This window comes from Streptomyces herbicida (assembly GCF_032656585.1).
In the GTDB taxonomy this organism is placed as follows: domain Bacteria; phylum Actinomycetota; class Actinomycetes; order Streptomycetales; family Streptomycetaceae; genus Streptomyces; species Streptomyces herbicida.
Window position 1 is genome coordinate 486,232 of the sequence record NZ_JAUYWJ010000001.1, and the last position, 25,111, is coordinate 511,342.

Annotated in this window: 23 protein-coding genes and 1 pseudogene; 14 read left to right on the plus strand and 10 right to left on the minus strand. The window is 70.2% G+C overall.

Translation table 11 applies throughout. From position 1 onward, the window contains the following. Positions 1 to 33 precede the first annotated feature (33 nt). Positions 34 to 554 (minus strand): annotated as a pseudogene (locus Q8A52_RS02195) (MFS transporter); the annotation flags it as partial. 222 nt (positions 555 to 776) lie between these two features. Here Q8A52_RS02195 and Q8A52_RS02200 point away from each other — a divergent pair. The 3 genes from Q8A52_RS02200 (at position 777) to Q8A52_RS02210 (ending at position 3,048) form a co-directional block, all read left to right on the plus strand. Beyond that, the gene (locus Q8A52_RS02200; RefSeq protein WP_316748169.1) at positions 777 to 1,418 is read left to right on the plus strand and encodes a DUF6758 family protein; all 642 of its coding nucleotides are present in this window, start codon (positions 777 to 779) and stop codon (positions 1,416 to 1,418) included. A 111-nt stretch (positions 1,419 to 1,529) separates the two neighbouring features. Next, the gene (locus Q8A52_RS02205) at positions 1,530 to 2,387 is read left to right on the plus strand and encodes a PHP domain-containing protein (RefSeq protein WP_316748170.1); all 858 of its coding nucleotides are present in this window, start codon (positions 1,530 to 1,532) and stop codon (positions 2,385 to 2,387) included. Positions 2,388 to 2,442: 55 nt separating this feature from the next. Continuing rightward, positions 2,443 to 3,048: a MarC family protein gene (locus Q8A52_RS02210; protein ID WP_316748172.1), complete on the plus strand. Its 606-nt coding sequence runs from the start codon at positions 2,443 to 2,445 to the stop codon at positions 3,046 to 3,048. 94 nt (positions 3,049 to 3,142) lie between these two features. Here Q8A52_RS02210 and Q8A52_RS02215 read toward each other — a convergent pair whose 3' ends face one another. Next, a complete protein-coding gene (locus Q8A52_RS02215) occupies positions 3,143 to 3,295 on the minus strand; it encodes a hypothetical protein (protein ID WP_184968404.1) in 153 nt (50 codons plus the stop codon). 171 nt (positions 3,296 to 3,466) lie between these two features. Here Q8A52_RS02215 and Q8A52_RS02220 point away from each other — a divergent pair, with 171 nt between their 5' ends. Then, on the plus strand, positions 3,467 to 4,360 hold the full coding sequence (locus Q8A52_RS02220) for an NYN domain-containing protein (protein WP_316748178.1): 894 nt from the start codon (positions 3,467 to 3,469) through the stop codon (positions 4,358 to 4,360). A gap of 23 nt (positions 4,361 to 4,383) precedes the next feature. On the opposite strand, the gene Q8A52_RS02225 is transcribed toward Q8A52_RS02220, so the two are convergent. Next, positions 4,384 to 5,265, minus strand: coding sequence for an alpha/beta fold hydrolase (locus tag Q8A52_RS02225; protein ID WP_316748180.1), 882 nt, complete (start codon positions 5,263 to 5,265; stop codon positions 4,384 to 4,386). A 118-nt stretch (positions 5,266 to 5,383) separates the two neighbouring features. Beyond that, positions 5,384 to 7,897 carry a DEAD/DEAH box helicase gene (locus Q8A52_RS02230; RefSeq protein WP_316748182.1) on the minus strand — a complete coding sequence of 838 codons (2,514 nt, stop codon included), beginning with the start codon at positions 7,895 to 7,897 and terminating at the stop codon, positions 5,384 to 5,386. Between the two features lie 481 nt (positions 7,898 to 8,378). Here Q8A52_RS02230 and Q8A52_RS02235 point away from each other — a divergent pair, with 481 nt between their 5' ends. After that, entirely contained in the window at positions 8,379 to 9,137 is a 759-nt protein-coding gene (locus Q8A52_RS02235) for a ferritin-like fold-containing protein (RefSeq protein WP_316748184.1), read from the plus strand. 142 nt (positions 9,138 to 9,279) lie between these two features. Here the strand turns inward: Q8A52_RS02235 and Q8A52_RS02240 are convergent, their stop codons facing one another. The 4 genes from Q8A52_RS02240 to Q8A52_RS02255 all read right to left on the minus strand — a co-directional run bounded on the left by Q8A52_RS02240 (position 9,280) and on the right by Q8A52_RS02255 (position 11,237). Beyond that, a complete protein-coding gene (locus tag Q8A52_RS02240; protein ID WP_316748186.1) occupies positions 9,280 to 9,549 on the minus strand; it encodes a hypothetical protein in 270 nt (89 codons plus the stop codon). Between the two features lie 186 nt (positions 9,550 to 9,735). Next, complete coding sequence (locus Q8A52_RS02245; RefSeq protein WP_316748187.1) at positions 9,736 to 9,963, minus strand: DUF3107 domain-containing protein; 228 nt, start codon at positions 9,961 to 9,963, stop codon at positions 9,736 to 9,738. A 234-nt stretch (positions 9,964 to 10,197) separates the two neighbouring features. After that, positions 10,198 to 10,842, minus strand: coding sequence for a TetR/AcrR family transcriptional regulator (locus tag Q8A52_RS02250; protein ID WP_316748188.1), 645 nt, complete (start codon positions 10,840 to 10,842; stop codon positions 10,198 to 10,200). Positions 10,843 to 11,012: 170 nt separating this feature from the next. Beyond that, positions 11,013 to 11,237: a hypothetical protein gene (locus tag Q8A52_RS02255; protein ID WP_316748189.1), complete on the minus strand. Its 225-nt coding sequence runs from the start codon at positions 11,235 to 11,237 to the stop codon at positions 11,013 to 11,015. Positions 11,238 to 11,405: 168 nt separating this feature from the next. Here Q8A52_RS02255 and Q8A52_RS02260 point away from each other — a divergent pair, with 168 nt between their 5' ends. The 7 genes from Q8A52_RS02260 to moeZ all read left to right on the plus strand — a co-directional run bounded on the left by Q8A52_RS02260 (position 11,406) and on the right by moeZ (position 20,278). Beyond that, complete coding sequence (locus Q8A52_RS02260; RefSeq protein WP_316748190.1) at positions 11,406 to 12,419, plus strand: alpha/beta fold hydrolase; 1,014 nt, start codon at positions 11,406 to 11,408, stop codon at positions 12,417 to 12,419. Between the two features lie 8 nt (positions 12,420 to 12,427). Next, positions 12,428 to 13,948, plus strand: a complete 1,521-nt coding sequence (locus tag Q8A52_RS02265; protein ID WP_316748191.1) for a DUF3152 domain-containing protein — start codon at positions 12,428 to 12,430, stop codon at positions 13,946 to 13,948. 217 nt (positions 13,949 to 14,165) lie between these two features. Next, positions 14,166 to 15,839 carry a DUF3492 domain-containing protein gene (locus Q8A52_RS02270; protein WP_316748193.1) on the plus strand — a complete coding sequence of 558 codons (1,674 nt, stop codon included), beginning with the start codon at positions 14,166 to 14,168 and terminating at the stop codon, positions 15,837 to 15,839. Next, positions 15,836 to 17,146 (plus strand): hypothetical protein, encoded by a 1,311-nt coding sequence (locus tag Q8A52_RS02275; RefSeq protein ID WP_316748195.1) that lies wholly within the window; start codon positions 15,836 to 15,838, stop codon positions 17,144 to 17,146. The genes Q8A52_RS02270 and Q8A52_RS02275 overlap by 4 nt, the downstream gene beginning before the upstream one ends. A gap of 193 nt (positions 17,147 to 17,339) precedes the next feature. Continuing rightward, positions 17,340 to 18,296, plus strand: a complete 957-nt coding sequence (locus Q8A52_RS02280) for an NAD-dependent epimerase/dehydratase family protein (protein WP_316748197.1) — start codon at positions 17,340 to 17,342, stop codon at positions 18,294 to 18,296. Next, the gene (locus Q8A52_RS02285; protein WP_316748199.1) at positions 18,284 to 19,036 is read left to right on the plus strand and encodes a spherulation-specific family 4 protein; all 753 of its coding nucleotides are present in this window, start codon (positions 18,284 to 18,286) and stop codon (positions 19,034 to 19,036) included. The genes Q8A52_RS02280 and Q8A52_RS02285 overlap by 13 nt, the downstream gene beginning before the upstream one ends. Positions 19,037 to 19,099: 63 nt before the next feature. Beyond that, on the plus strand, positions 19,100 to 20,278 hold the full coding sequence (gene moeZ / locus Q8A52_RS02290) for an adenylyltransferase/sulfurtransferase MoeZ (protein WP_316748200.1): 1,179 nt from the start codon (positions 19,100 to 19,102) through the stop codon (positions 20,276 to 20,278). 186 nt (positions 20,279 to 20,464) lie between these two features. Here the strand turns inward: moeZ and Q8A52_RS02295 are convergent, their stop codons facing one another. After that, positions 20,465 to 20,851, minus strand: a complete 387-nt coding sequence (locus Q8A52_RS02295) for a hypothetical protein (protein ID WP_316748202.1) — start codon at positions 20,849 to 20,851, stop codon at positions 20,465 to 20,467. A gap of 373 nt (positions 20,852 to 21,224) precedes the next feature. On the opposite strand from Q8A52_RS02295, the gene Q8A52_RS02300 reads away from it, so the two are divergent. Then, the gene (locus Q8A52_RS02300; protein WP_316748204.1) at positions 21,225 to 22,232 is read left to right on the plus strand and encodes a DUF6414 family protein; all 1,008 of its coding nucleotides are present in this window, start codon (positions 21,225 to 21,227) and stop codon (positions 22,230 to 22,232) included. Positions 22,233 to 23,097: 865 nt separating this feature from the next. Here the strand turns inward: Q8A52_RS02300 and Q8A52_RS02305 are convergent. After that, on the minus strand, positions 23,098 to 23,490 hold the full coding sequence (locus Q8A52_RS02305) for a hypothetical protein (RefSeq protein WP_316748205.1): 393 nt from the start codon (positions 23,488 to 23,490) through the stop codon (positions 23,098 to 23,100). Between the two features lie 765 nt (positions 23,491 to 24,255). On the opposite strand from Q8A52_RS02305, the gene Q8A52_RS02310 reads away from it, so the two are divergent. After that, on the plus strand, positions 24,256 to 25,110 hold the full coding sequence (locus Q8A52_RS02310) for a nuclease-related domain-containing protein (protein WP_316748206.1): 855 nt from the start codon (positions 24,256 to 24,258) through the stop codon (positions 25,108 to 25,110). Position 25,111: the final 1 nt, after the last annotated feature.

Sequence of the window (25,111 nt, forward strand, 5' to 3'; positions counted from 1 at the left end):
TGACCGATCTCACCAACGCAAGTCCGGAATCGGTCAGTTGGCAAAGTCCGTGACGCCGTCCTCGGTCGCGTGCGCGGTCGCCGGCTTCCCGGCCTCGTTCGTGAGGGCCTCGCGTCGTACGAGCACGACGAGCGCGCCCAGCACCGCGGCGACCGCCGCGACCACGAACGGGATGTGCGCGTCGGTCCACTCCTCGATCTTCGGCGCGAAACATGGCGCCGCGGCGGCCGCGAACCACCGCACGAAGTTGTGGCCCGCGCTCGCCACGGGGCGCGGCGCGTCCGACACGCCCAGGGCCAGTTCGGTGTAGACCGTGTTGTTCACGCCGATGCAGGCGCCGGACATGGATCGTGATCAGCGAGAAGACGGCGAGCAGCGCGCCCCGGGCGAAGAACACGGCCCCCGAGTGGTAGGGGGTCATGTTCAGCACGAACGGGGTGAAGGCCGGCACGGTGAAGAACGTGTAGTTGTAGAAGAACGCCGAGTCGGCCGGAGGCGAGTCCGCCGTGGCCCAGTGCCCTGATCGGATCCGGGACGGAGCTCTTGCGTGCGGGGACCGCTCGGGCTGCCGCAGGATGCCGCCCGCACCCGCGTCGAAGGCGTCCATGTTCTCTCCCATCCCGAGGGTCGCGACGAGGAGATGATTGCTATGCGCGCCCGGTAAATTAGCTCAACTAACTAATGAAAGATACATCTTGTTTCGTGTGGTGACCGGTTCCGTCCGGACGGGTGATCGTCCTTGACGTGGGGGAGCGGGGGTAGGACCGTGGGGCCCTATGAGGGGCGAACCCAGTTGCCCGAAGTGTGGTGGCCGGGTCAGGGCTCCCGGACTCTTCGCCGATTCGTGGCAGTGCGATGTGCACGGGACCGTGCATCCGGTGCAGCCCGTGATCCCGCCCAGCGTCGAGGCCCTCGGCGTGGTGGTGCACCGCACCCAGGTGCCGGTCTGGATGCCGTGGCCGCTGCCGGTGGGATGGCTGTTCACAGGCGTGGCCTGCGCGGGTGACGACCGCAGTGGCGGCCGGGCGACCGCGGTGGCCTGCTCGGGGCCCGGCCCGCTCGGCGGCATGGGCGAGATGATCCTGGTCGCCGAGGAGTTGGGGGTCGGTCTGGGTGCGCGCTACGCGGGCATCGACGGCCCGGACCCGGGGCCGTACATGAACGTCGAGAAGCCACCCCAGGCCAAGGTTCTGGCCGCCGGCCGTCCGACTCCGCTCTGGCATGTCACCGGCTCCCCGGACGACCGCGCCGTGTTCGCCGGCGAGGCGCGCGGGCTGTGGCTGTGGGCGGTGGTCTGGCCCGAGCAGACCGGTCTGCTGATGTACGACGAGCTGGTGCTGACCGATCTGCGGGATGCGGGCGCGGAGCTGGACCTGGTGCCGTGCGGTGCGCTGTCGCCGCGGCTGCTGCAACCCTGAGCGTTGCCTGTAGGGGGCGTATGGCGGGTGCGGGTGTGACAGGGCACCCTTGGACCCCGGCTATCCTTAGGTGTCCCCTTCCGTCCCGTCACCGCTTGGAGTGTCCGCGTCGTGCGCATCGATCTGCACTGCCACTCCACGGCCTCCGACGGCACGGACACCCCGGCCGAGCTCGTGCGCAAGGCCGCGGCGGCCGGTCTGGACGTCGTTGCGCTGACCGACCACGACACCACCCGCGGATACGCCGAGGCCCTCGCGGCGGTGCCGGCGGGGCTCACCCTCGTCACCGGCGCCGAACTCTCCTGCCGTGTCGACGGCGTCTCCATGCACATGCTGGCCTACCTCTTCGACCCCGAGGAGCCCGATCTGCTCGCCGAGCGCGAACTGGTCCGGGACGACCGGGTGCCGCGGGCCAAGGTCATGATCGCCAAGCTGAACGAGCTGGGCGTGCCGGTCACCTGGGAGCAGGTCTCACGGATCGCCGGCAACGGCTCCGTCGGGCGTCCGCATGTCGCCTCCGCGCTCGTCGAGCTCGGTGTCGTACCGACGGTGAGCGACGCGTTCACACCGCAGTGGCTGGCCGACGGCGGCCGGGCCTTCGTGGAGAAGCACGAGACCGACCCCTTCGAGGCGATCCGGCTCATCAAGGGTGCGGGCGGCGTCGCCGTCTTCGCGCACCCGGCCGCCGCCAAGCGCGGCCGCACGGTTCCCGAGCCCAGGATCGCGGAGCTGGCCGCGGCCGGTCTGGACGGCATCGAGGTCGACCACATGGACCACGACGCCGACGCCCGGACGCGTCTGCGCGGGCTCGCCGCCGACCTGGGGCTCCTGGTCACGGGGTCCTCGGACTACCACGGCAGTCGCAAGACCGTGGCGCTGGGCGAGTACACGACGGACCCCGAGGTGTACGGGGAGATCACGCGACGAGCCACCGGGGCGTTCCCGGTGCCGGGGACCGGCGGAGCCTGAGGCCCACCTCCTCACGCCCACCTTCACCCTCTTCACCGGCAAGGCTTGCTCACCCATGTTCGACGTCGCCGTCTTCGGTTCCCTCTTCCTCACCCTTTTTGTGATCATGGATCCCCCCGGGATCACCCCGATCTTCCTTGCGCTGACCGCCGGACGCCCCGGCAAGGTGCAGAAGCGGATGGCCTTCCAGGCCGTCTGCGTGGCCGGCGGTGTGATCACCGTCTTCGGGCTGCTCGGCCACCAGATCCTGAACTATCTGCATGTCTCCGTCCCGGCGCTGATGATCGCGGGCGGGCTGCTGCTTCTGCTCATCGCGCTGGACCTGCTCACCGGCAAGACGGACGAGCCCAAGCAGACCAAGGACGTCAACGTCGCGCTCGTACCGCTGGGCATGCCGCTGCTGGCCGGCCCGGGTGCGATCGTCTCCGTCATCCTGGCCGTGCAGAAGGCGGACAGCGTGGCCATGCAGATGTCGGTGTGGTCGGCGATCCTCGCGATACATGTCGTGCTGTGGCTGGTGATGCGCTACTCGCTGCTGATCATCCGGGTCATCAAGGACGGTGGCGTGGTCCTGGTGACGCGCCTCGCGGGCATGATGCTCTCCGCCATCGCCGTGCAGCAGATCATCAACGGGATGACACAGGTGATCAAGGGCGCGTGAGCCCCGGGCGCGCAGAGCCCGCATATGCGCAGAGCCCCCGTACGGCGTCGGTGCCGTACGGGGGCTCTGAAGCTTCAGCGGTGATCCGCGTCTGTTACGAGGCCGTGGTCTCGGCCGGTCGGATCCACAGGCGCTGGCCGATGGCGGCGGCCTGCTGGACGATCCGGTTGACGGAGGCGGCGTCCACAACGGTGCTGTCCACGGTCGTCCCGTCGACCTCGTCGAGTCGCATGATTTCGAAGCGCATGGCCTCTCCCTTCGTCTTGCTGTTCCGTCGTAGTCAACGGGCTGCGTGTTACAAACATTCCCTACGCTAATGAAATTTTTCGAACGGCTAATTACCAACTGGTAAGAGGGTGTCGCGAGACTGACCGGGACCGGTTGTGTTCGCAGCGTGACCGCCAGGACAATGGAGGCGATGAATGACGACCTCGCGGCCCTGCAGGCCCGCATCGACCGCACGAACGAGCTGCTGCAGCGCATGCTCGCCGAAGTGGCGAAGACGCCCTCGACCCATGCGATCTTCGTCGACGCGGGGTATCTGTACGCGGCCACGGGCCGACTGGTGGCCGGGACCGAGGACCGGCGCGCCTTCGACCTCGACGCCGAGGGCCTGATCGAGGCGCTCATCGACCGCGCCCGCACGATCTTCGCGGACAGCAGACTGCTGCGCGTCTACTGGTACGACGGCGCCCGGCGCCGCATCCACACGGCCGAGCAGCAGTCCATCGCCGAACTCCCGGACGTCAAGGTCCGCCTCGGCAACCTCAACGCCAACAACCAGCAGAAGGGCGTCGACTCGCTGATCCGCACCGATCTGGAGTCGCTCGCCCGCCACCGCGCCATCAGCGACGCGGCACTCATCGGCGGCGACGAGGACCTGGTGTCGGCGGTGGAGGCCGCGCAGGGTTACGGCGCGCGCGTCCATCTCTGGGGCATCGAGGCCCCGGAGGGCCGCAACCAGGCGGAGCCCCTGCTCTGGGAGGTCGACAGCCAGCGCACCTTCGACCTCGAGTTCTTCAAGCCGTACGTCTCCCGGCGCACCGCGCCCGCGTACGAGGCCACGGCCAACCGGCCGACCCGCGAGGACGTCCGCTTCGTCGGCGCCCAGATCGCCGCCAAGTGGCTGTCCGCCCGCGGCCGCGAGGCCCTCGTCGAGCTGCTGCCGGGCCACCCCTATCTACCCGGCTCCGTCGACCAGGACCTCCTCGTCGAGGCCGAGGGTCTGCTCCAGTACTCCCTGCGCGGCCAGGCGGACCTGCGCCGCGCGCTGCGGGACGGCTTCTGGGAGCACCTGCAGACGCAGTACTAGCCGTCCTGAACTAGCCGTCCTGACTAGCCCTCCTGTGCGACCCGGTCCCAGAAACCGGCGATCGCACGGGCGGTGGCGAGCGGCTGGTCGGTGTTGGGCGAGTGCTCCGCGCCCTCGACGACCGTCCGCCGGGCCCCGAGCCGTACTGCCATCTCGTCGAGGAGCGTCACCGGCCAGGTGTCGTCCAGCGCGCCCGACAGGACATGGAACGGCAGTGGTACGGCGGCGAGTTCGGCGACTCGGTCCGGCTCGGTGCACAACTGACGCCCCGTGGACAGGAGTTGGGCGGGCTTGTTGCCCAGCCAGCGGCGCCGCAGGTCCTCCCGGTCGTCGAGGCCGCCGTCGAGCTCGCCGGTCTCCGTCTCCTCCGGCGCCTCCATCGCCTGTATCGCGTCCCACACTTCGGCCATCGGCATCACGGCGAGGGCATCGCGCAGGAGCTTTACGCGCTGCTGCTGGGAGATGGAGATCTGCGCCGGCCCGGAGGCCATCAGGGTGAGCGACAGAAAGGGGGTGTGGTCGATGAGCACGGCGGCGCGCGAGATCTGCCCGCCGAGCGAGTGCCCCAGCAGATGCACGGGCGTGCCGAGCGCCTCCGCCTGGGCCAGCACGTCGCGTGCCAACTCTTCCTGCGCGTAGACCGATTCGTCGTGCTCCGGGCCGTCGGACTCGTACTGTCCGCGCCCGTCCACGGCGACGGTGCGGTACCCGCGCTCGGCCAGCGGCACATGCAGCGGGTTGAAGTCCTCCTTGCTTCCGGTGAAGCCGGGCAGCAGCAGCGCGACGCCCCTGGGCTCGACACCGGCGGCCACGGGAGCGTCGACGACGGCGAACTCACCTCGCGCGGTGCGCAGCAAGTACGCGCGGGCGCCGGTGGGCGGGACGAAGGTGGGAGGCCTGCTCATGAGCAGAGGCTATCGGGCGCCCGCCCGCCGCGGTGGGGCAGGGACGCCAACGGCCCGGTCCCACACGAGGTGGGCCGGGCCGTCAGGGTGTTTCTCGGGTAGCTGCCCGGTTGCCGGATCAGGCCTCCGGGGCCTCCACGGCCGCCGCGGCCTTGCGGGTCCGGCGCGCCCTGGGCTTCGCCTCGGCCGGGTCGCCGGTGGCTTCGGCGGTGGCGGCGGCCTTGCGGGTGCGGCGCGGCTTGGCCGCCGGCTCCTCGGTGGCCTGCGCCGGAATCCCGGCGCTCACCGCGGCGGCGGCCTTGCGGGTGCGGCGCACGGCTGCCTTGGCCTCCACACCGTCGACCACGTCCACGGCTGCCGTCGCCTTCCGGGTGCGGCGCGGCTTGGCCTCGGCCTCGACGGCCTCCGGCGCTTCCACGGCGGCCGTGGTGGCCTTGCGGGTGCGGCGGGGCTTGGCCTCGGTGCCTTCGGCCGTGTCCACGGCGGTTTCGGCGGTGGCGGCGGCCTTGCGGGTGCGGCGCGGCTTGGGCTCCGTCGCCTCGGCGGTCTCCACGGTCGCCTCGGGGGCGGCTGCGGTCTTCCGCGTGCGGCGGGGCTTGGCCTCGGTGCCTTCGGCCGTGTCCACGGCGGTTTCGGCGGTGGCGGCGGCCTTGCGGGTGCGGCGCGGCTTGGGCTCCGTCGCCTCGGCGGTCTCCACGGTCGCCTCGGGGGCGGCTGCGGTCTTCCGCGTGCGGCGGGGCTTCGCCTCGGTGGCCTCGGCCGTGTCGACCGCGGCCTCGGCCGCCTTGCGCGTACGACGGCGCGGCGCGGCCTCGACGGCCTCGGCGGCGGTCTCCGGCGCTTCCACAGCGGCCGTGGTGGCCTTGCGGGTGCGGCGGGGCTTGGCCTCGACGGCCTCGGCCGTGTCGACCGCGGCCTCGGCGGCGGCCGCCGGCTCCGCGGCCTTGCGGGTGCGGCGGCGCGGCTTCGTCTCCGGCGCCTCGGCGGGGGCCGTGACCACCGGCGCCTCGGGCTCGGTGGCGACCTCGGCCGTGCTCTCGGCCGGAGTCACCGTCTGCTCCGCCGACTTGCGGGTACGGCGGCGGCGCGGCTTCTCCGGGGTCTCGAGCGCGGCAGGCCCCTCCGCCGTGGTCACCGCGGCCTCGGCGGCCTCGGCCACCGGCGGCTGGGCGGCCTCGGCCACCGGCTGCTCCGCGAACGCCCCACCGCGGGTGCGGCGACGGCGGCGCGGGGTCCGGGTGGACGTCGGCTCCTCCGCCCCGACGGCCTCGGCGGCCGGCGACGCGGAGTCGACCGGCGTCGTACCGGCCGTGGAGTCCTGGGCCTCTCCGCCACGCGTACGGCGGCGACGACGCGGCGTACGCGCCGGACGCTCACGCTCGGCGGAACGGTCCTCGCCACGACCACCCCGGCCACCGCGACCGCGCGCACCGCGGCCACCGGTCTCGCCGAGGTCCTCCAACTCCTCCGCGTCCAGACCGGCGCGCGTACGCTCCGAGCGCGGCAGAACACCCTTGGTGCCCGCGGGGATGCCGAGGTCCTCGAAGAAGTGCGGGGAGGTGGAGTACGTCTCCACCGGGTCGTTGAAGCCCAGCTCCAGCGCCTTGTTGATCAGCTGCCAGCGCGGGATGTCGTCCCAGTCGACGAACGTGATCGCCGTACCCTTCGCACCCGCGCGGCCCGTACGGCCGACGCGGTGCAGATAGGTCTTCTCGTCCTCGGGGGACTGGTAGTTGATGACGTGCGTCACGCCCTCGACGTCGATGCCGCGCGCGGCGACGTCGGTGCAGACGAGGACGTCCACCTTGCCGTTGCGGAAGGCGCGCAGCGCCTGCTCGCGGGCGCCCTGGCCGAGGTCGCCGTGAACCGCGCCGGAGGCGAAGCCGCGGCGCTGGAGCTGCTCGGCGATGTCGGCCGCCGTGCGCTTGGTACGGCAGAAGATCATCGCCAGTGCGCGGCCGTCGGCCTGCAGTATGCGGGCGATCATCTCCGGCTTGTCCATGGAGTGCGCGCGGTAGACGAACTGCTTGATGTTCGCGACGGTCGCGCCCTCGTCGTCCGGCGCGGTGGCGCGGATGTGGGTGGGCTGCGACATGTACCGGCGCGCGAGGCCGATGACCGCGCCCGGCATGGTCGCCGAGAACAGCATGGTCTGACGCTTGGCCGGAAGCATGTTGATGATCTTCTCGACGTCGGGCAGGAAGCCCAGGTCGAGCATCTCGTCGGCCTCGTCGAGGACCAGGCACTTGACGTGGCTCAGGTTGAGCTTCTTCTGGCCCGCGAGGTCCAGGAGCCGGCCCGGGGTGCCGACGACCACGTCGACGCCCTTCTTCAGGGCCTCCACCTGGGGCTCGTAGGCCCGGCCGCCGTAGATCGCGGTGACGCGCACATTGCGCACCTTGCCCGCGGTCAGCAGGTCGTTGGTGACCTGCGTGCACAGCTCGCGCGTGGGGACGACGACGAGCGCCTGCGGGGCGTCGGTGAGGGATTCGGGGGCGGCGCGTCCGGCCTCCACGTCGGCGGGGACGGTCACGCGCTCGAGGAGCGGGAGGCCGAAGCCCAGCGTCTTGCCGGTGCCGGTCTTGGCCTGGCCGATGACGTCCGTGCCCGAGAGGGCGACGGGGAGCGTCATCTCCTGGATGGGGAAGGGGGTGATGATGCCGACGGCTTCCAGGGCCTCGGCGGTCTCGGGAAGGATCCCGAGTTCTCGGAACGTCGTAGTCAGGGTGCTGCCTCTTCTGTGAGTCGCGGCGCGAGGCGAGCGCGGGGGTCTTTGACGGACCGTGCCGGGGACGTCGGCTGCCTTACGGGCAAACCACTCGGGCAAGCCGTATGGCACGGGACCACTGTCGACGCTCTAGCGCTCGTACCGCTGAGGGTGTCCCTCCGGTTGTCGTACGCACAGTGCCGTACGGCCAGGAGGGCTGTCTGGTCGGAGCCGATCGGGCCACCGACCGGGCATCCTCATACGTGCGGCCTGTCGAGGTACGACGTACCAGCAGGCGCATTACCACCATACCCCGGAATCGCGCACACGCGATGGCCGAATTGGTCACGTAGTCGTCGTCACAGTGGTTGACCAGGGGCTTCCGAGTGGCGACGGGCGGGCTATTGTGCGCTTCATGACGAGCTCTGACAAGCCTGACAACGCCCCCGAGGGGGCCTCGCCCGAGGCCACCGGAGTCGCCGCCCAGGACTGGGCGAAGGCCTCCACCGACCCGCAGTACCGCGCCGCGGTCGTGGACCTGCTCGGCGCACTCGCCTACGGGGAGCTGGCGGCGTTCGAGCGGCTCGCGGAGGACGCCAAGCTGGCGCCCACGCTGGCCGACAAGGCGGAGCTGGCCAAGATGGCCTCGGCCGAGTTCCACCACTTCGAGCAGCTGCGGGACCGGCTCACCGAGATCGGCGAGGAACCCACTCGCGCCATGGAGCCCTTCGTCGCCGCCCTCGACGGCTTCCACAGGCAGACCGCGCCCTCGGACTGGCTGGAGGGCCTGGTCAAGGCGTATGTGGGCGACTCGATCGCCAGCGACTTCTACCGGGAGGTCGCGGCCCGCCTCGACTCCGACTCGCGCGAGCTCGTTCTGGCCGTCCTGGACGACACGGGACACGCCGGCTTCGCCGTCGAGAAGGTGCGCGCCGCGATCGACGCGGACCCGCGCGTGGGCGGCCGTCTCGCTCTGTGGGCGCGGCGTCTCATGGGTGAGGCGCTCTCGCAGTCCCAGCGGGTCGTCGCCGACCGGGACGCGCTGTCCACGATGCTCGTCGGCGGCGTCGCGGACGGCTTCGACCTCGCCGAGGTCGGCAGGATGTTCTCCCGTATCACCGAGGCGCACACCAAGCGGATGGCGGCGCTGGGGCTGGCGGCGTAGCCGCTTCACCCGAAGAGGCGGTAGCCGCTTCACCGGAAGAGGCAGGGGCGTCGGTGGACCGTCGGGCCGCGGGCCGGCCGTGGCCGGGCACGCGGTTCCCGCGCCCCGGGCGGGGTGCTGGCGCAGCGGCGCGGGTCAGGTCCTACGCCGGGGCTGATCGTCGGCGGAGTCTCCCGGCCGGGCGCAGCAGCAGCGACAGCGAGGCCGCGGAGACGACCGCCGCGCCGAGAAGGCTCAGCAGGACCGTGCCGGGGCCCAGCGCGCTGTGGGTGACGAAGTCACCGAAGAGGGCTCCGGCCACGCCCGTGCAGAACACCAGGGGACGGGCGGGCAGCCGGTGGGACAGACGGCGGACCGCCGCCCACGCGAGGACCGCGCCGAGCAGGGCTGAGCCGAGAGCTTCCAGGATCATTACGGGTCCCTCCCACACGGCCGGCCTGCGCTTCACAGTCGTAGCCCGTCATACCCGTGACCTGCGGAATGCAATCCTCCCCTGTGGGTGACTTGTGCTCCGCATGTGGGGCTCTTCCGCGCAGGAGTCGACACGGAAAGGGGCCCGACGGCGTACAGCCGTCGGGCCCCTTTCCGTCAGCTGTGACTACAGCGCGCTGAAGCCCACCTTGCGGACCGTCGGCTCGCCGAGCTCGACGTACGCCAGCCGGTCCGCCGGCACCAGCACCTTGCGGCCGCGCTCGTCCTCGAGGCTGAGCAGCTGCGTCTTGCCGGCCAGGGCCTCGGACACCACGCGCTCGATTTCCTCCGCACTCTGACCGCTCTCCAGAACGATCTCGCGGGGCGCGTGCTGCACGCCGATCTTGACCTCCACGGCTATGTCCCTCCGACGGTCAGTGAAGTGCGCGGACTTCCGCGCCGTACCCAGCACACATTAGCCCGGTGAGGGGACCTACACGCTGCGCGCAAGAACGCCAGGAGCGAACAGCGGCCGGGAACAATCCCGGCCGGCGGGCCCTCGCCCCTCGACGGCTCTGTTCGGTCGGTGGTCGTGTCCGGCCCGGTCAGCGGTTCTGTCCGGCCCGGTCAGCGGTTCTGTCCGGCCCGGTCAGTGGTTCTGTTCGGTCCCGTGCAGCGGGAAGCCGGCGATGCCCCGCCAGGCCAGCGAGGCCAGCAGCTGCACCGCCTGGTCCCGCGGGACACTGCGGTCGCTGTGCAGCCAGGAGCGCGCGACCACCTGGGCGAGGCCGCCGAGGCCGGAGGCCAGCAGCATCGACTCGGCGCGCGACAGGCCGGTGTCCTCCGCGATGACGTCGCAGATCGCTTCGGCGCACTCGTTGGTCACCTTGTCGACGCGCTCGCGTACCGCGGGCTCGTTCGTCAGGTCCGACTCGAAGACCAGGCGGAACGCGCCGCCGTCGTCCTCGACGTAGGCGAAGTAGGCGTCCATCGTCGCCCGAACGCGCTGCTTGTTGTCGGTCGTCGACTCCAGCGCGCCCCGGACAGCCTGGATCAGGGCGTCGCAGTGCTGGTCCAGCAGGGCCAGGTAGAGGTCGAGCTTGCCGGGGAAGTGCTGGTAGAGCACCGGCTTGCTGACGCCGGCGCGCTCGGCGATGTCGTCCATCGCGGCAGAGTGGTAGCCCTGTGCCACGAAGACTTCCTGGGCGGCGCCCAGCAGCTGGTTGCGTCGGGCACGGCGCGGAAGGCGAGTGCCCCGCGGGCGTGCCGCCTCTGTCTGCTCGATGGCTGTCACGCCGCCGCCTCCCAAAGTCGTCCACATGCGGTGTGCGCCGCGCGGCCATCGTACTTTTCGGTAACCGTGGTGTGCGCGGTGCGAGCGCAGAATTTCACGTACCGGACGGCGGCGAAAGCCCGTCGAAGGGCATCAAACGGGGCAGGTCACTCCCCGTGTCCTTTCCGGTGTCAACGGTAGTCGTCCTCGTCGAGGGACACGACACGCCTCTGTTCGAGGAGATCGGCCTCGTTCGCGACGGCCGGGTCGACGTTCTCCAGAGGGTCGTCCCGGTCCGGTGCGATGTCCGCGTGCTGTTCCGCGGCGTCGTTCTCGGGCGCCTCGACGTCGATCTCCGCGGCCTCGTCGTCGGCGAGTTCCTCGAAGACATCCGGATCGGTGGGGTCAAGGGCCATGGCGGGCTCCCTTCCGTGGAATGTTGTCCCTGGGATAAATCAGGGGCGACAAGCGGGTGCCCTCTGTAAGAGCGTAGGAGACACCCGATTCGGACGCTATGCGATTCGGGCCTGTTCTGTGACCGCGAACACACGATCCACTGCGTGATCGTCTCGTAACATTGCCGCATGTCTTCGACCGAGCTGCCGTTCGTGCCGGCCACCAGCGTGCTCCCGAAGGTGGCGCGCGTCAGGGTCGCGGAGGGCGAGCGACTCGGTTCTGTGACGCTTCCCGGTGTCACACTGTCCATTCGGTCGAGACCACCCGCGCGCGAGGGACTGCCGCCCGCGCTGTACGTCCACGGGCTCGGCGGTTCCTCGCAGAACTGGTCGTCGCTCATGGAGCGGCTGGACGGTGTCGTCGCCGGCGAGGCGGTCGACCTGCCGGGCTTCGGCGACTCCCCGCCGCCCGACGACGGCGACTACTCCATTACGGGACACGCGCGCGCGGTGATCCGCTATCTCGACGCCACCGGGCGCGGCCCGGTCCACCTCTTCGGGAACTCGCTCGGCGGCGCCGTCACCACCCGCATCTCCGCCGTGCGTCCCGATCTCGTACGGACGCTCACGCTCGTCTCGCCCGCGCTGCCCGAGCTGCGGGTGCAGCGGACCGCGCTGCCGACGGGGCTGTTGGGGGTGCCCGGAGTAGCCGCGCTGTTCACCCGGCTCACCAGGGAGTGGACGGCCGAGCAGCGGGTCCGCGGAGTCCTGGCGCTGTGCTACGGCGACCCCGGACGGGTGACGCCCGAGGCGTTCGGACACGCCGTGGACGAACTGGAGCGGCGGCTGCAACTGCCCTACTTCTGGGACGCGATGGCGCGCTCCGCGCGCGGGCTGGTCAACGCGTACACGCTGGGCGGGCAGCACGGGCTGTGGCGCCAGGCCGAGCGCGTCCTGGCCCCGACCCTCCTGATCTACGGCGGCCGCGACCAGCTCGTCGGCTACCGCATGGCCCAGCGGGCGGCCCGAGCCTTCCGCGACTCCCGCCTGCTCTCCCTGCCCGACGCCGGGCACGTCGCGATGATGGAGTACCCGGAGACGGTGGCCGCCGCGTTCCGTGGACTCCTCGCGGACCTGGGGGAGCCGGTGCCGGCCGCGGCCGACGGCGGATCCGGCGCAGTCGACGCGAGCGCGGGGAGCTGAGGGCCGACGTGGGACGCCACAGCCGTCGCGGGTCCTCCGCCAAGAGCGATGCCGCGGACATAGGGGGAAGGCGGGGCGCACGAGGCTCCGCCGGGGACGAGGGACGGCCGGGTGCGCCCGGTCCGGGGACCGGTCAAGTACCGCTGCCTGGGCAACGGCAGGCACCGGCGGGCGGGGGGAGCGGTTTCGCCGACGGTACGCCCGCTCGTGGGGTGCCGAGTTTTGCCGAGGGGACGCCGGCGCGTGGGGTGCCGCGTCTGCCTGATGGGACTTCGGCGCGTGGGGTGCCGCGTCTGCCCGACGGGACTCCCGCGCGCGGGGGGCCGCGTTTCCCGGACGGTACGCCCGCCCATGGCACCCCCCGCCTCCCCGACGGCGCCCCCCGATCGCGCGGCGGGCATCCCGAGCAGCGTGAGGCCGGTGGCGGGTGGGGTGAGTTGAGGGGGCGCGGCGGCGCGCCCGGAGCCGCTGCGGCGGGGCCCGGTGTGGCGGCGCCCGGCGTGGCCATACCGCGGCAGCGGCAGGCGGTGCCGGGCGTACCGCGGCAGGACTACCTCGACGCCTTCGACGCGGACGACGACGTCTTCACACCCCGGCCCGGAGCCGGTATCGGCGCCCAGCGCACCGAGTCGCCCACCCTCACCCCCGGCACGGCCCCGACAGCCCCCGAGCCCGACGCGGACGACGACGCGCCCCCGGCGGCCCCGTCCGGGGAGACGAAGAGCACCAAGGGCCGGGCGTTCACCGGCATCGCGGCCGCCGCCGTCACCACCGTGCTCGCGGTGATCGTGGCCGGCCAGGTCGCCGAGAGCCGCGACGACGCCGACGTGCGGTCGCAGTCGGCCACCGACCAGGCCCGCGCCGACCAGGACTCCACCTCGCGCGGCCACGGCCGGACCACCCCGTCCGCGGCGCCGAGTGTGGCGACGCTGACGTACGAGCAGAAGATGGGGGAGAAGTACCCGCTCAGTGCCACGCTCAAGGCCTCGGGGAAGTTCGAGGCCGTACCCGGCGTCGCCAAGGCGCCCGGCAAGGGGCAGAAGTACACCTACCGTGTGGACGTGGAGCAGGGGCTCGGCCTGGACGCCGAACTCTTCGCCCAGGCCGTGCAGAAGACGCTCAACGACAACCGCAGCTGGGCCCACGGCGGCACCCGAACCTTCGAGCGCATCTACTCCGGCAAGCCGGACTTCGTGATCACACTGGCCAGCCCCGGCACCACCGCGCAGTGGTGCGCCAAGTCCGGTCTCGACACGACGGAGGACAACGTGTCGTGCGACTCCGCCTCCACCGAGCGCGTGATGATCAACGCATACCGGTGGGCGCAGGGCAGCAAGACGTACGGGGACGAAATCCACGCCTACCGGCAGATGCTCATCAATCACGAGGTCGGCCACCGGCTGGGCTACGGCCATGTGAGCTGCGACAAGAACGGCGAGTTGGCCCCGGTCATGCAGCAGCAGACCAAGTTCCTGGACCACGACGGAATCCACTGCCTGCCCAACCCCTGGCCCTACCCCAAGAGTTGAGCAGGAGTCTCGCGCGCCGTGGTGTGACGTTCCGCGTTCGAACCACCTCTTAGCGCCAGCGAACGTCACTCGCACGGGAAAGTTACTCCCGTTCACCCCTTTTGGTGGCGCGATGGACAACCGTCCGTCGCGCCACCGTCATGTCCGCATACGTTCGTCCCGCTGCGAGCCGCCGGCGCAACGGCGGCTCCTCACACGGGAGATCGGGGGTGCGTTCGTGCGCATCGGACTGCTTACGGAGGGTGGCTATCCGTATCTGAGCGGTGATGCCAGGCTCTGGTGCGACCGGCTCGTGCGCGGGCTCGGGCAGCATGAGTTCGACATCTACGCGCTCAGCCGTAGCCGGCAACAGGAGGACGAGGGCTGGATCCCGCTTCCTCCGCAGGTCAGCCGGGTCCGCACGGCCCCGCTGTGGACCGCCGAGGACGACGGGGTGGTGCACGGGCGGCGCGCACGCCGGCGCTTTGCCGACTGCTACGGAGAGCTCGTCGCAGCGGTTTGCGCCGGGTCGGATGATCAGGCGGACCGTTTCGCCACTGCGTTGTACGGGCTTGCGGAACTGGCGCGTGACGAGGGCGGACTGGTCGGCGCGCTCCGCTCCGAAACCGCCCTGCGCGCGCTGGAACACGCCTGCCGCACACCCGGCGCACCGCGCACGGCGCGCGAGGCCCGCGTCCCGGACCTGCTCGCTGTCGCCGCGCACCTCGAGCGCAGCCTGCGCCCCCTGTCCCTCGACTGGTTCGAGGACGACGGCCTCGGCTCGGTCGACCTGTGCCATGCGACCGCCGGCGGCGCGGCGGCGCTGCCCGGACTGCTCGCCGGTCACTTCTCCGGCGTACCGCTGCTGGTGACCGAGTACGGCGTGCGCCTGCGCTCGCACTACCTCGCCTCTGCCGAGGCCGCTCCCGCCGTGCGCGCGCTGCTCGCCTCCTTCCACGGCAGGCTCGCCGCCGAGGTCTACACCCGGGCCGCGATCCTCACGCCGGGCAACGCGCACGCCCGCCGCTGGCAGGAACACTGCGGCGCGGACCGCACCAGGATCCGCACGGTCTACCCGGGCATGGAGGCGTCCCGCTTCGCGGAGGTGGGCGAGTCGGCCGACCACGCCGACCCGGGCACGCTGGTGTGGGTCGGCCGGGTTGAACCCGCCAAGGACCTGGTGTCCCTGCTGCACGCCTTCGCCGAGGTCCGCAAGGAGGAGCCCAAGGCACGGCTGCGCGTCGTCGGCGCGGCGGCGGGCGCCGAGGGCGAGGCGTACCTGGGCCACTGCCGGGCGCTCGCCGCGCAACTCTTCCCGGACGAGGCAGAGGGCGTGCATGCCGTCGGCGACAACCCGGTCTCCTTCGAGGAGATCGGCGAGCCCGACGCCCCGACCCTCGCCGACGTCTACGCCTCCGGCGCCGTGACCGTCCTCTCCAGCGTCGTCGAGGGCTTCCCGATCAGCCTGGTCGAGGCCATGTTCTGCGGCCGCGCGACGGTGTCCACGGACGTCGGCGCCGTGGTCGAGGTCATCGGCGGCACGGGACTCGTCGTGCCGCCGCGCAATCCGCGGGCGCTCGCCGAGGCGTGCGTGGCTCTGCTGCGCGATCCCGGGCGCCGTGGGCGCCTCGGCGCCGCCGCCCGTGCCCGGGCGCTCGAACTGTTCACCGTCGAGCAGAACATCACGGCATTTCACGGCATTTACCTGGAGATCCTCTCGCACTGCCCCGTCCGCCGGGTCGTCCTCGGTGAGGCCGGCGAACCCCTCCCGTTCGCCGTCCCGGCCGAGGCCCATCTCCCCGGGCGCTGGACCGGTTCCGCGTCCCACGTCCTGGCGCGCGGCGGTCCCGCCTGGGCCTCCGGCCCACCGGTGCGAGCCACCTCCCTGACGGCCACGGAGGGAGCCCGATGAGCGACCTGGGTGAACTGGACCGCCCCGGAACCCCGAGCAGCCCCCGCGCGTGGGACACGCGCTCGGAGGGGTGGCTCGCGGGGGAGGAGCCGGAGCCCGCTCCCGGAGACGGGCGTACACAGGACTCCTCGCGTCGGGCCGAACCGCCGGTGACGGCGGGCGGCAGAACCGGGGCGGGCACCAGCAGGAGCCGTGGACCCGCCCTCCGCCGGGGCGCCGCGGACCCCGTGAAGGCACTGATGCACCGTCACCGCGAGCTGTGCGAACGCGCGGTGGACCCGCTGGAGATCGCGGCGGGGCTGGAGGCGCACGGCGTCACCGACCGCACCGCCGCACGCTTCCGCCACCGCGACGTCTTCTCGCTCGCCGAGGAGATGTACGCGCGCGTGCCCCGCGACGACGACCCGCTCCCGCCCCCCGACCCCGCTGCCGCGCCCCGCGCGCGCGTCGACTGGGCCCTGCTCGCCCTGCTGCCCGGAGCGCTGAGCGCGGCGGTCGTGACCGCCCTGCACCTCACCCACGGCCGAACGCGCCTCGTGGCGGCCGCCGTGGGCGTCCTCGCCGTGACCCTCGGCGTGCGCGCGGCACTCCGCCGCGGCCCGCTCGCCACGCCACCCGACGGCCACATGTGGCGCACACCGGCACGCACGCGCGCGTCCGCCCACTGGCTCCTCGCCTACGCCCTCCTCGGCGACGGCCTGCTCCACGCCGTCCTGCACGGCGGTCCCGACGGGCCGCCCACCGGCGCTCCCGACGGCCCCTGGCCCCTGGCCACCGCACCGGTCCTGGCCCTCACCCTGGCCTGCGCCCCGGCGGCCTGGACCGCCCACCTCTTCGCCGCCCGAGTCCACCGAAGGCTCACGGCCAGCCGCGGCCTGGAGGAGTTCACCGCCGCCGCACAGCCGCTGCTGCTTGGCACGGTCGCCCTGTTCCTGAGCGCCCTCACGGGCCTGGCAGCCCTGTCCGGCACGGCCCTGCACGAGTCCATCGCTCTCCCGCAGGTCCTCACCCTGGGCGCCCTCCTCCTGCTCGCCCGCCTCCTCACCGTCCACCACCACGCGCACGCCCCGGCCCACGCCCTCACCGCCGCGGCCGCGGTCGAGGCGGCGGCCCTGGCCCTGGTCCTCGGCGGCCGGCTCCCCGGCTGCGCCTTCCTGGCGACCCCCCTCGAGACCCTCGTGGACACCTGGGGCGAGGGCAGCGTCCCCGCGCTCGCCTGCGGAACTGCCGCCCTGGCCCTGTTGCTCCACGCGGCCCGCACACTCACCCGCGCCTCGGCACACACGCCGACGGGAGAGCAGCGATGAGCGGTACGCCACAGCTGCCTTCGCGGCGGAGCCGCCCACCAGAACCCGGACCTTTTCCAGCCGCAGGCGCCCTGCTCAGCCGCCGGAGGCAACCGCACCATCCCTTCGAAGGAGAACACCAGATGACCACCTCCCGACCCGGAGCGCCCGGAGCCACCGGAGCAGCCGGAACGCACACCCCGGGAGCCGCACGATGAGGGTCCTGCTGATCGGAGCCAACGGCTACCTGGGCCGCTTCGTCGCCGACCGCCTGCTCGCCGACCCGGCCGTCCAGCTCACCGCGCTCGGCCGCGGCGACGACGCCGACGTCCGCTTCGACCTCGCGTCCGGCAGCCCCGGCGCACTCACCCGCTTCCTCGACGCGGTGCACCCCGGCGTCGTCGTCAACTGCGCCGGAGCCACCCGCGGCGGCGCCCGCGAACTCACCCGGCACAACACCGTCGCCGTCGCCACCGTCTGCGAGGCCCTGCGCCGCAGCGGCTGCGGCGCCCGGCTGGTGCAGATCGGCTGCAGCGCCGAGTACGGCCCCAGCCAGCCCGGCTCCTCCACGGCCGAGGACGCCGTCCCCCGCCCCGGCGGCCCGTACGGCGTCAGCAAACTCGCCGCCACCGAACTCGTGCTGGGCTCGGGTCTGGACGCCGTGGTCCTCCGCGTGTTCTCGCCCGCAGGACCCGGCACACCGGCCGGCTCCCCGCTCGGCCGCCTCGCCGAGGCGATGCGCCGCGCCATGCAGTCCGGCGACGGCGAGCTCAAGCTCGGCGGCCTGGGCGTCCAGCGCGACTTCGTCGACGTCCGCGACGTGGCCCGCGCCGTGCACGCGGCCTCGCTCTCCGCCGCGCAGGGCGTCATCAACATCGGTTCGGGCCGCGCCGTCCGCCTGCGTGATGCCGCCGCCGTTCTCGCCCGCGTCGCCGGATACGGCGGCGCCCTGCACGAACTCGACGGACCGCCCGGACCCCTGAGGGCCGCCATCGGCCACCCCCGCGCCGACTCCGACCACGCCCCAGTCGCATACCCGTACCCCGACGGCTGCGGCAGCTGGCAGCAGGCCGACGTGCGCACGGCACGCGACCGGCTCGGCTGGCGGCCCCGTATCAACCTCGAAGAGTCCCTCGCCGACATCTGGATGGAGGCGGCATGCCGCATCTGACCAGCACCAAACCTGGCACCGCGGGCACCGTCGTCCGCACCGGCTTCGGCATCCCCGGCTTTGCGCATCCCCTGGTCGCCCCGATGGAGTGGGGCGAACTCACCCGCCCGGGCACGCCCCTGCACTGGGTCGTCCTCAACGTGTCGGGCGGCGGTCCCGGCACGCGCCCCGATCCGCACTGCCTGGAAGCGGCCGGCCGGCTGCGCAACGCGGGCGTCCGTGTCCTCGGTCACCTGGACACAATCTACGGCGCCCGCGCCTACGCCGACCTGCTCTCGGACGCGCACCGCTACCTCGACTGGTACCGGGTCGACGGCTTCCTCCTCGACCGCTGCCCCGGCGAGCGCGCCGCGCTTCCCGAGGTCCGCCGCACCATCAACGGGCTTCGCGCCATCCGCGCCGACACCCACGTCGTCCTCGGCCACGGCACCCACCCCCACCCGGGCTACGCCGAGAACGCCGACCAGTTGGTGACCTTCTCCGGCTCCTGGGCCGACTACCGCTGGTCGCAGGTGGCCGAGTGGACCGGAGACCATCCGCCCGACCGCTTCTGCCACTTCGTGCACGGCGTGCCCCGCGGCCACCTCGACGAGGCGCTGCGCATCGCCCGCTGGCAGGGCGCGGCGACGATCTACTTCACCGACCGCACCGATCGCGGCGGTCGGGCCGACCCCTGGGAGACCATGCCCGGCTACTGGGACGAAATCGTCTCGCGGATCGGAACAGGTGTCTCGGAATGAAGAAGGCCATGGCAGTGTTACAGGGAGAACAACTGTAGTGATTGACCGACCAACGGAGTCCCCGTGTCGTTGCCACCCCTGGTCGAGCCAGCCTCTGAGCTCACCGTAGACGAGGTCCGCAGGTACTCCCGCCACCTGATCATCCCCGATGTCGGGATGGACGGGCAGAAGCGGCTGAAGAACGCCAAGGTGCTCTGTGTGGGCGCGGGCGGCCTGGGCTCGCCGGCGCTGATGTACCTGGCCGCGGCGGGCGTCGGCACGCTCGGCATCGTGGAGTTCGACGAGGTCGACGAGTCGAACCTGCAGCGCCAGATCATCCACAGCCAGTCCGACATCGGCCGTTCCAAGGCCGAGTCCGCCCGTGACAGTGTCAAGGGCATCAACCCGTACGTGAACGTGATCCTTCACGAGGAGCGGCTCGAGGCCGACAACGTGATGGACATCTTCAGCCAGTACGACCTGATCGTCGACGGCACGGACAACTTCGCGACCCGCTACCTGGTCAACGACGCCTGCGTGCTGCTCAACAAGCCGTACGTGTGGGGCTCCATCTACCGCTTCGACGGCCAGGCCTCCGTCTTCTGGTCCGAGCACGGCCCCTGCTACCGCTGCCTCTACCCGGAGCCCCCGCCGCCCGGCATGGTCCCCTCCTGCGCCGAGGGCGGCGTCCTGGGCGTGCTGTGCGCGTCGATCGGCTCCATCCAGGTCACCGAGGCGATCAAGGTCCTCACCGGCACGGGTGAGCCGCTGGTCGGCCGGCTGATGATCTACGACGCCCTGGAGATGCAGTACCGCCAGGTCAAGGTCCGCAAGGACCCGAACTGCGCGGTCTGCGGCGAGAACCCGACCGTCACCGAGCTCATCGACTACGAGGCCTTCTGCGGCGTCGTGTCCGAGGAGGCCCAGGAGGCGGCCGCCGGTTCGACGATCACTCCGAAGCAGCTCAAGGAGTGGATCGACGACGGCGAGAACATCGAGATCATCGACGTCCGTGAGATCAACGAGTACGAGATCGTCTCGATCCCCGGCGCCAGACTGATCCCGAAGAACGAGTTCCTCATGGGCACTGCCCTGGAGACCCTCCCGCAGGACAAGAAGATCGTCTTGCACTGCAAGACGGGTGTCCGCAGCGCCGAGGTCCTCGCCGTGCTGAAGTCCGCGGGCTTCGCGGACGCCGTGCACGTCGGCGGCGGCGTGATCGGCTGGGTCAACCAGATCGAGCCCCACAAGCCGGTCTACTGATCACGGACCTCGCCGACCAGCGAGGCTGAAGAAGCCCACGGCTCTGAGCTGCTCGGATGCCGTGGGCTTCTGTCGTTGTCGGTCGACGTTGGGCGCCTTCGCACGGCCCAGAGACGGCCCAGACCCCGCGCAGCCGCCGTCACACGGCTCGACCTTTGAGTCTGGAACGCGGCTAGCGGTTCCCTGCTACCAGCCTCCGCCGAACAAGGGTTGCAATGTGGCCGCTACACCTGACGTGACGGCGAGTATGCCGCCCAGGCTGGCCAGGGTGGTGGTCGCGTTCTGGAACAGCTCCTGTCGGAGCCGTGCCCACCGAGCCCTCCAGAAGATCATCTTGAGCTTCTGCCACTTGTGTTGGCGGAGGTGACAGCCCATGAGCGCGCCGTGGCTGTTGTTACGGCACGAGCCACCGCGTCCCTCGGCTCCGCACCAGACGGGCACGTTGAAGAAGAAGTAGAAGGCGCTGATCCCAGACAGGACAAGGAGCACGACCGGCCCGAAGTCGAAAGTCAGCCAGCCCGTGATGAGCACGGCAAAGACCACCCAACCCCAGTACTTTCCGAATCCCCTCATGCGCGCCGATGATCCAGTCGTGCTTGGACCGGGGGAGCGGCGCGGCGGGGGCGCACGGAAGCATCACCTCGGTGCGGCCAGCAGGGTTCGCGTCAGTGCTGTTACGCAGTTGGACACTCACCCAAGGTTGGCGGCCAGGAAGTCCCCGCAGGGTGGTTCGCCGCTAGGGACAGAGAGGGCCCAGCGCCCCAAGTACGAGGCGCACGTACCGAAAGGGAGGGCGCCAGTGTTACCGGGGGTGTGCGTGGGCTCCGTTCGGTGTGCTTTCGCCGGTGGCAGCCCCTTCGGCACTCGGTGTCAACATCTGTAATTACCCTGCAGCGTCACTGGTTCGGATATAGCATCACACTTCGAGCTCGATGAGGGGTGCCGCTTGATTTTGCGCGAGTTTTTGTATGTAGACACCGACAAGGTGCGGGCGATGCTGGCTCAGCTCGACGGTGGCGTTGCAGAAGAAGAGCGAGAAACGAGTACGCACGAGAAGAGGTCCACGGTCGGACCGCGAAGCTTCGCCCAGCATCTCCAAGTGGCCGGCAGTGAGAGGTACACTCAAAAATCCCTTGGTGATGCCCTATTTCCTATGCTGGAAGAAGCGTTGGAGTCTGAGAGTCTGCTCAAGGATGTTTCGGAAGAGGTGTCTGATTCATCCCAGTGGGCATCGGGGGCTATCAAAAAAGTCGCCCCACCTGGTTCGCTCGTTCGCATTACCGCCATGGGATCTCTCTTCGACACTCGATATGCAGCCACTGTCTTCTCGGCCTTCGCTTCTGTCGCGCTAGGCCTTCAAGGCATGGGTGTGGACTTGGGTCCTGCCGCGGTCAAGGCGCCCCCGGGCAAGGGGAAAAGCAGGGGTGGGCAGCAAGGGACTAAGCAGCCGAGGCCTGGTCAAGCGCAGTCCGAACGTCAACTAGAGGACTCGATCCCCGACTTTAAGGGAATCGGGGGGATTGATGGAGATTCACTCCGTGCGATTATCCGCATGGCAAGAGGAATCTTTGCTCCAGGTCTGCATGTCAACCTTTCGCCTGTCGAATCGGGAGGAGTGCTGATCGGTTCCCGTTTGCAGGAAGGGCGACAGTATCTGGATTCGGAAGCAGATATTCTCTTTGCGCGGTATGGGACAGAGCCGCAGGAGTGGACGCTAGTGGGCAGCGTGGGAAGCTATGGTCCTGAAGATACAACTGTGCCAGACTTTGATTTCTTCAATTCCGACGGGACCGTGAATAGGATTAGATTTGCGGGCAGCGTCAATGGCCTAATGAAAAACTTGGGAGGAATGGGGTTTATCGATCTTCCTCAGCATCCCGGTTTTTCTGTGATTCCGCTCGCTGTCTATCGAACAATTCCGCGCGTTGCCAACCTTGTTGCGGTGCGTGACTAGATAGGTGGCGAAGCCTCGATGGGTGGCCAGCCCCACGAGCGATCTTGAAAACCGTCGTGGCAGCGATGTCACTGTGGGTTCAAATCCCACCGCCTCCGCTCTGAGAGCAGTGCGAACAGCCCCTGACCTGGTTAGTTAGGTCGGGGCCGTTCTCGTGTCTCGCTCTCGTGAGTGCCCGTTGTCCTCCGTGGTTTCCCGCTGGACCGGGCACGCGAAGGGCACGGGCCCGTCGACCACCGCTTTAGGGGCGAGGTGGGGCGAGTTGAGGCCTGACCTGCGGGATACTGACTTCGGCACCTACTGGCTGCCGCCCCGTCGGCGACCGCGGTTCCCTGTGAGTCCCCGCCCCATCTGGCGCGGTTGTGGCACGGGGAAGAACGGCAGAACCGGTGTGAAGGTTCGAGCGGTTGGTGGCTGGGCCGGTTAGAGCAGCAGTGCCCAAACGCTCAACAAGCAGCCCCCCACGGCGATGCCTGTGTGAAGAGCCACCCACAGCATGAATAGACGCACTCTGAATAGCCGAGGGAACTTCGCTTGTTGATCGCGTTGGACCTCGGCCCACGCTGCACCTATAGAAACAGCGGGGTGCAGAGCGTCAAGCTTTTTCCGGAGGCTAACGGCCTGTGCATTGTGTAGAGCATTCCGCTCCCGGTACTTCATGCATGCTAATGCCCCGTACGACCCGAGCAACGTCATGGGAACCGTGACGACCAGGACTGAGGGTCGCAGACCTTGTTGTGCGATGAACCCCAGCCCGGCCGCTGCTACCAGAATCACGATGTTGGTCAGGACCGCGCGTTGGTTCTCCACCTGCCGCGCCTGGTCACACTGCGACTTCCAGAACTCAATAAGGACGTCACTGTCATCAGCCATGGCCCCCCCGATGCCCGTCTCCGCTTTGGTCCCCCTGGTAGCTGTAGCCAGGAGGTGGAAGTGTCAGGTCAGCTTCCGGAATCGACAGGCTCTCTCGCATCAGGAGGAGCATCTTAAGTTCAGCATCGTCGAACTTCTGCTGCCGTTCATAGAAGCTAGGGTCGTCGGGAGCATCGTGTACACCGTACTGACCCCACGACCAGGCGGCGCTGTAGGCAGCGGAAGCAGCAGCGGCTACGGCCCGATCGGCGTAGAACTGCAACTGTGCGAGCTTGGCGAAAGCATCAGACTGCCAGCCCTCTTTTAGCTCAGGCCCTTCTGTGAAGCCGTAGCAATGGTTGTAAGCGGTCCTGGCCAGAGCTTTTACCGCTTCATAGAACTCCACGTACGCCTGTCTGCGGTGCTCGAACGTACGGGCCTCGTCCTCACGAGCCCAGCTTTCGCGCTCACGCTGTCGCTCACGCTCCCAGGCGACTCTTTCGCGACGGTCTGACCAGCGCTGCGTGATCAAAGCACCAACGGTCCCTGCGACCAGCGTCGCTACGACACCGACACCAGCGACTACTAGCGGTACCCATAGGGGAGTTGAGGTCACTCCTCAATGGTCGCAGTCGTGACCTGGCCAAGTGCAGCATTCCCCGACAGTGACAGATCCTCCATGCCTCAACCCACTACTCACCCCAGCTCCCATCCCGTCTGCCGTCGACCCACACACCGTGGAGCGGGCGTGGTTCATGGCGTCCAGGTGGAGCGCGCCACTGTACGAACGACCTGGACGCCATGGGCCACGTCTGCTCGGCTCTGCCTGGGTCGACGGCAGGCGGGATGGGAGCTCCCCGCGCACGCCACCACTCGGCCGGCACACGCGAACGGCGCCCCCGCCATCTCGGAGCCTGAGAGCCCCCGCCGGAGGCATGTCTTTGGCCCGCGGGTGATTTCCTTGCTTCTGCCCGCTGCACGTAGCGCGCCGCCGGGCGCGGCCAGCCGGGGCGCAGACAGGAGGCAGGCCGCGCCGCAGAGGCGGCGCGCGCCCGCGCCGTGCGCGGGCCTTGATGAAGTAGGGAAAGTTCTATCCCGATCGCGCTCTTGTGGCCGGACGCTCCCGCTGTTGGCATGGCGGCATCGATGCTGCCGAGTCTCAGGGGGGACCATGGTCGAGCTGACAGTCACGCGCTGGAAGAGGCACGGTCACGACCGTCTGTACGCCAACCTTCCGGACGGCACAGCTGCCGGGTGGGCTGACTGCAAGACGGGTCAGATCACTGTTCTGCTCAGGCAGTACCAGGATGCCGTGATCGTCACGTTGCAGCGGCACTTACCCTGCCTGGGCCAGGCGCCGGCACCCGGGCCCAAGCCATCGCACCGGATCCCCGTCCTGCCGCCGCTGAGTCCAGACGACGACCTCGCCGCGAACCCTCCTGGCAAGGCCTTACAGAAGCGGCTCGCGACAGAGACTTCGGGGCTCGCGGCTCGGCTCATGGCCCGGCTCCTGCGACGCCCCGCCCCTGGGGACTCATGGCGCAAGGGCCTGGCTGGAGAGCGACGTGTGGGCGCCGAACTCGATCGACTCCGACGCCAAGGGTGGCGTGTGCTGCACTCCATACCGCTGCCCCGAGATGTGGACCTCGACCACCTGCTGATCGGGCCAGGTGGGGTGTTCAGCATCAACACGAAGCATCACCCGAAGAAGGCGGTCTGGGTCGGTGACGATGCCGTCAAGGTCAATCACGGGCCTGCGGAACCCTACGCCCGCAAGAGCCGGGCAGAGGCCCAGCGCGTACAACGAGTGCTTGAGCGCTACTGCGGCATTGCTGTGCCGGTGGAGCCGGTCTTGGTCTTCGTCGGCGTTACCGACCTGAAGGTGGTGGCCACGCAGCTGACGGTGAGGGTGTATCGCGAGCGGGAGGTTTCGGCCCTGGCTCCGCTCACCGGCAGGCTGTCCGTCGACCAGGTCGAGGAGATCTACAGCGTGGCCCGACACCGACAGGCATGGCTCGCAGCATGAG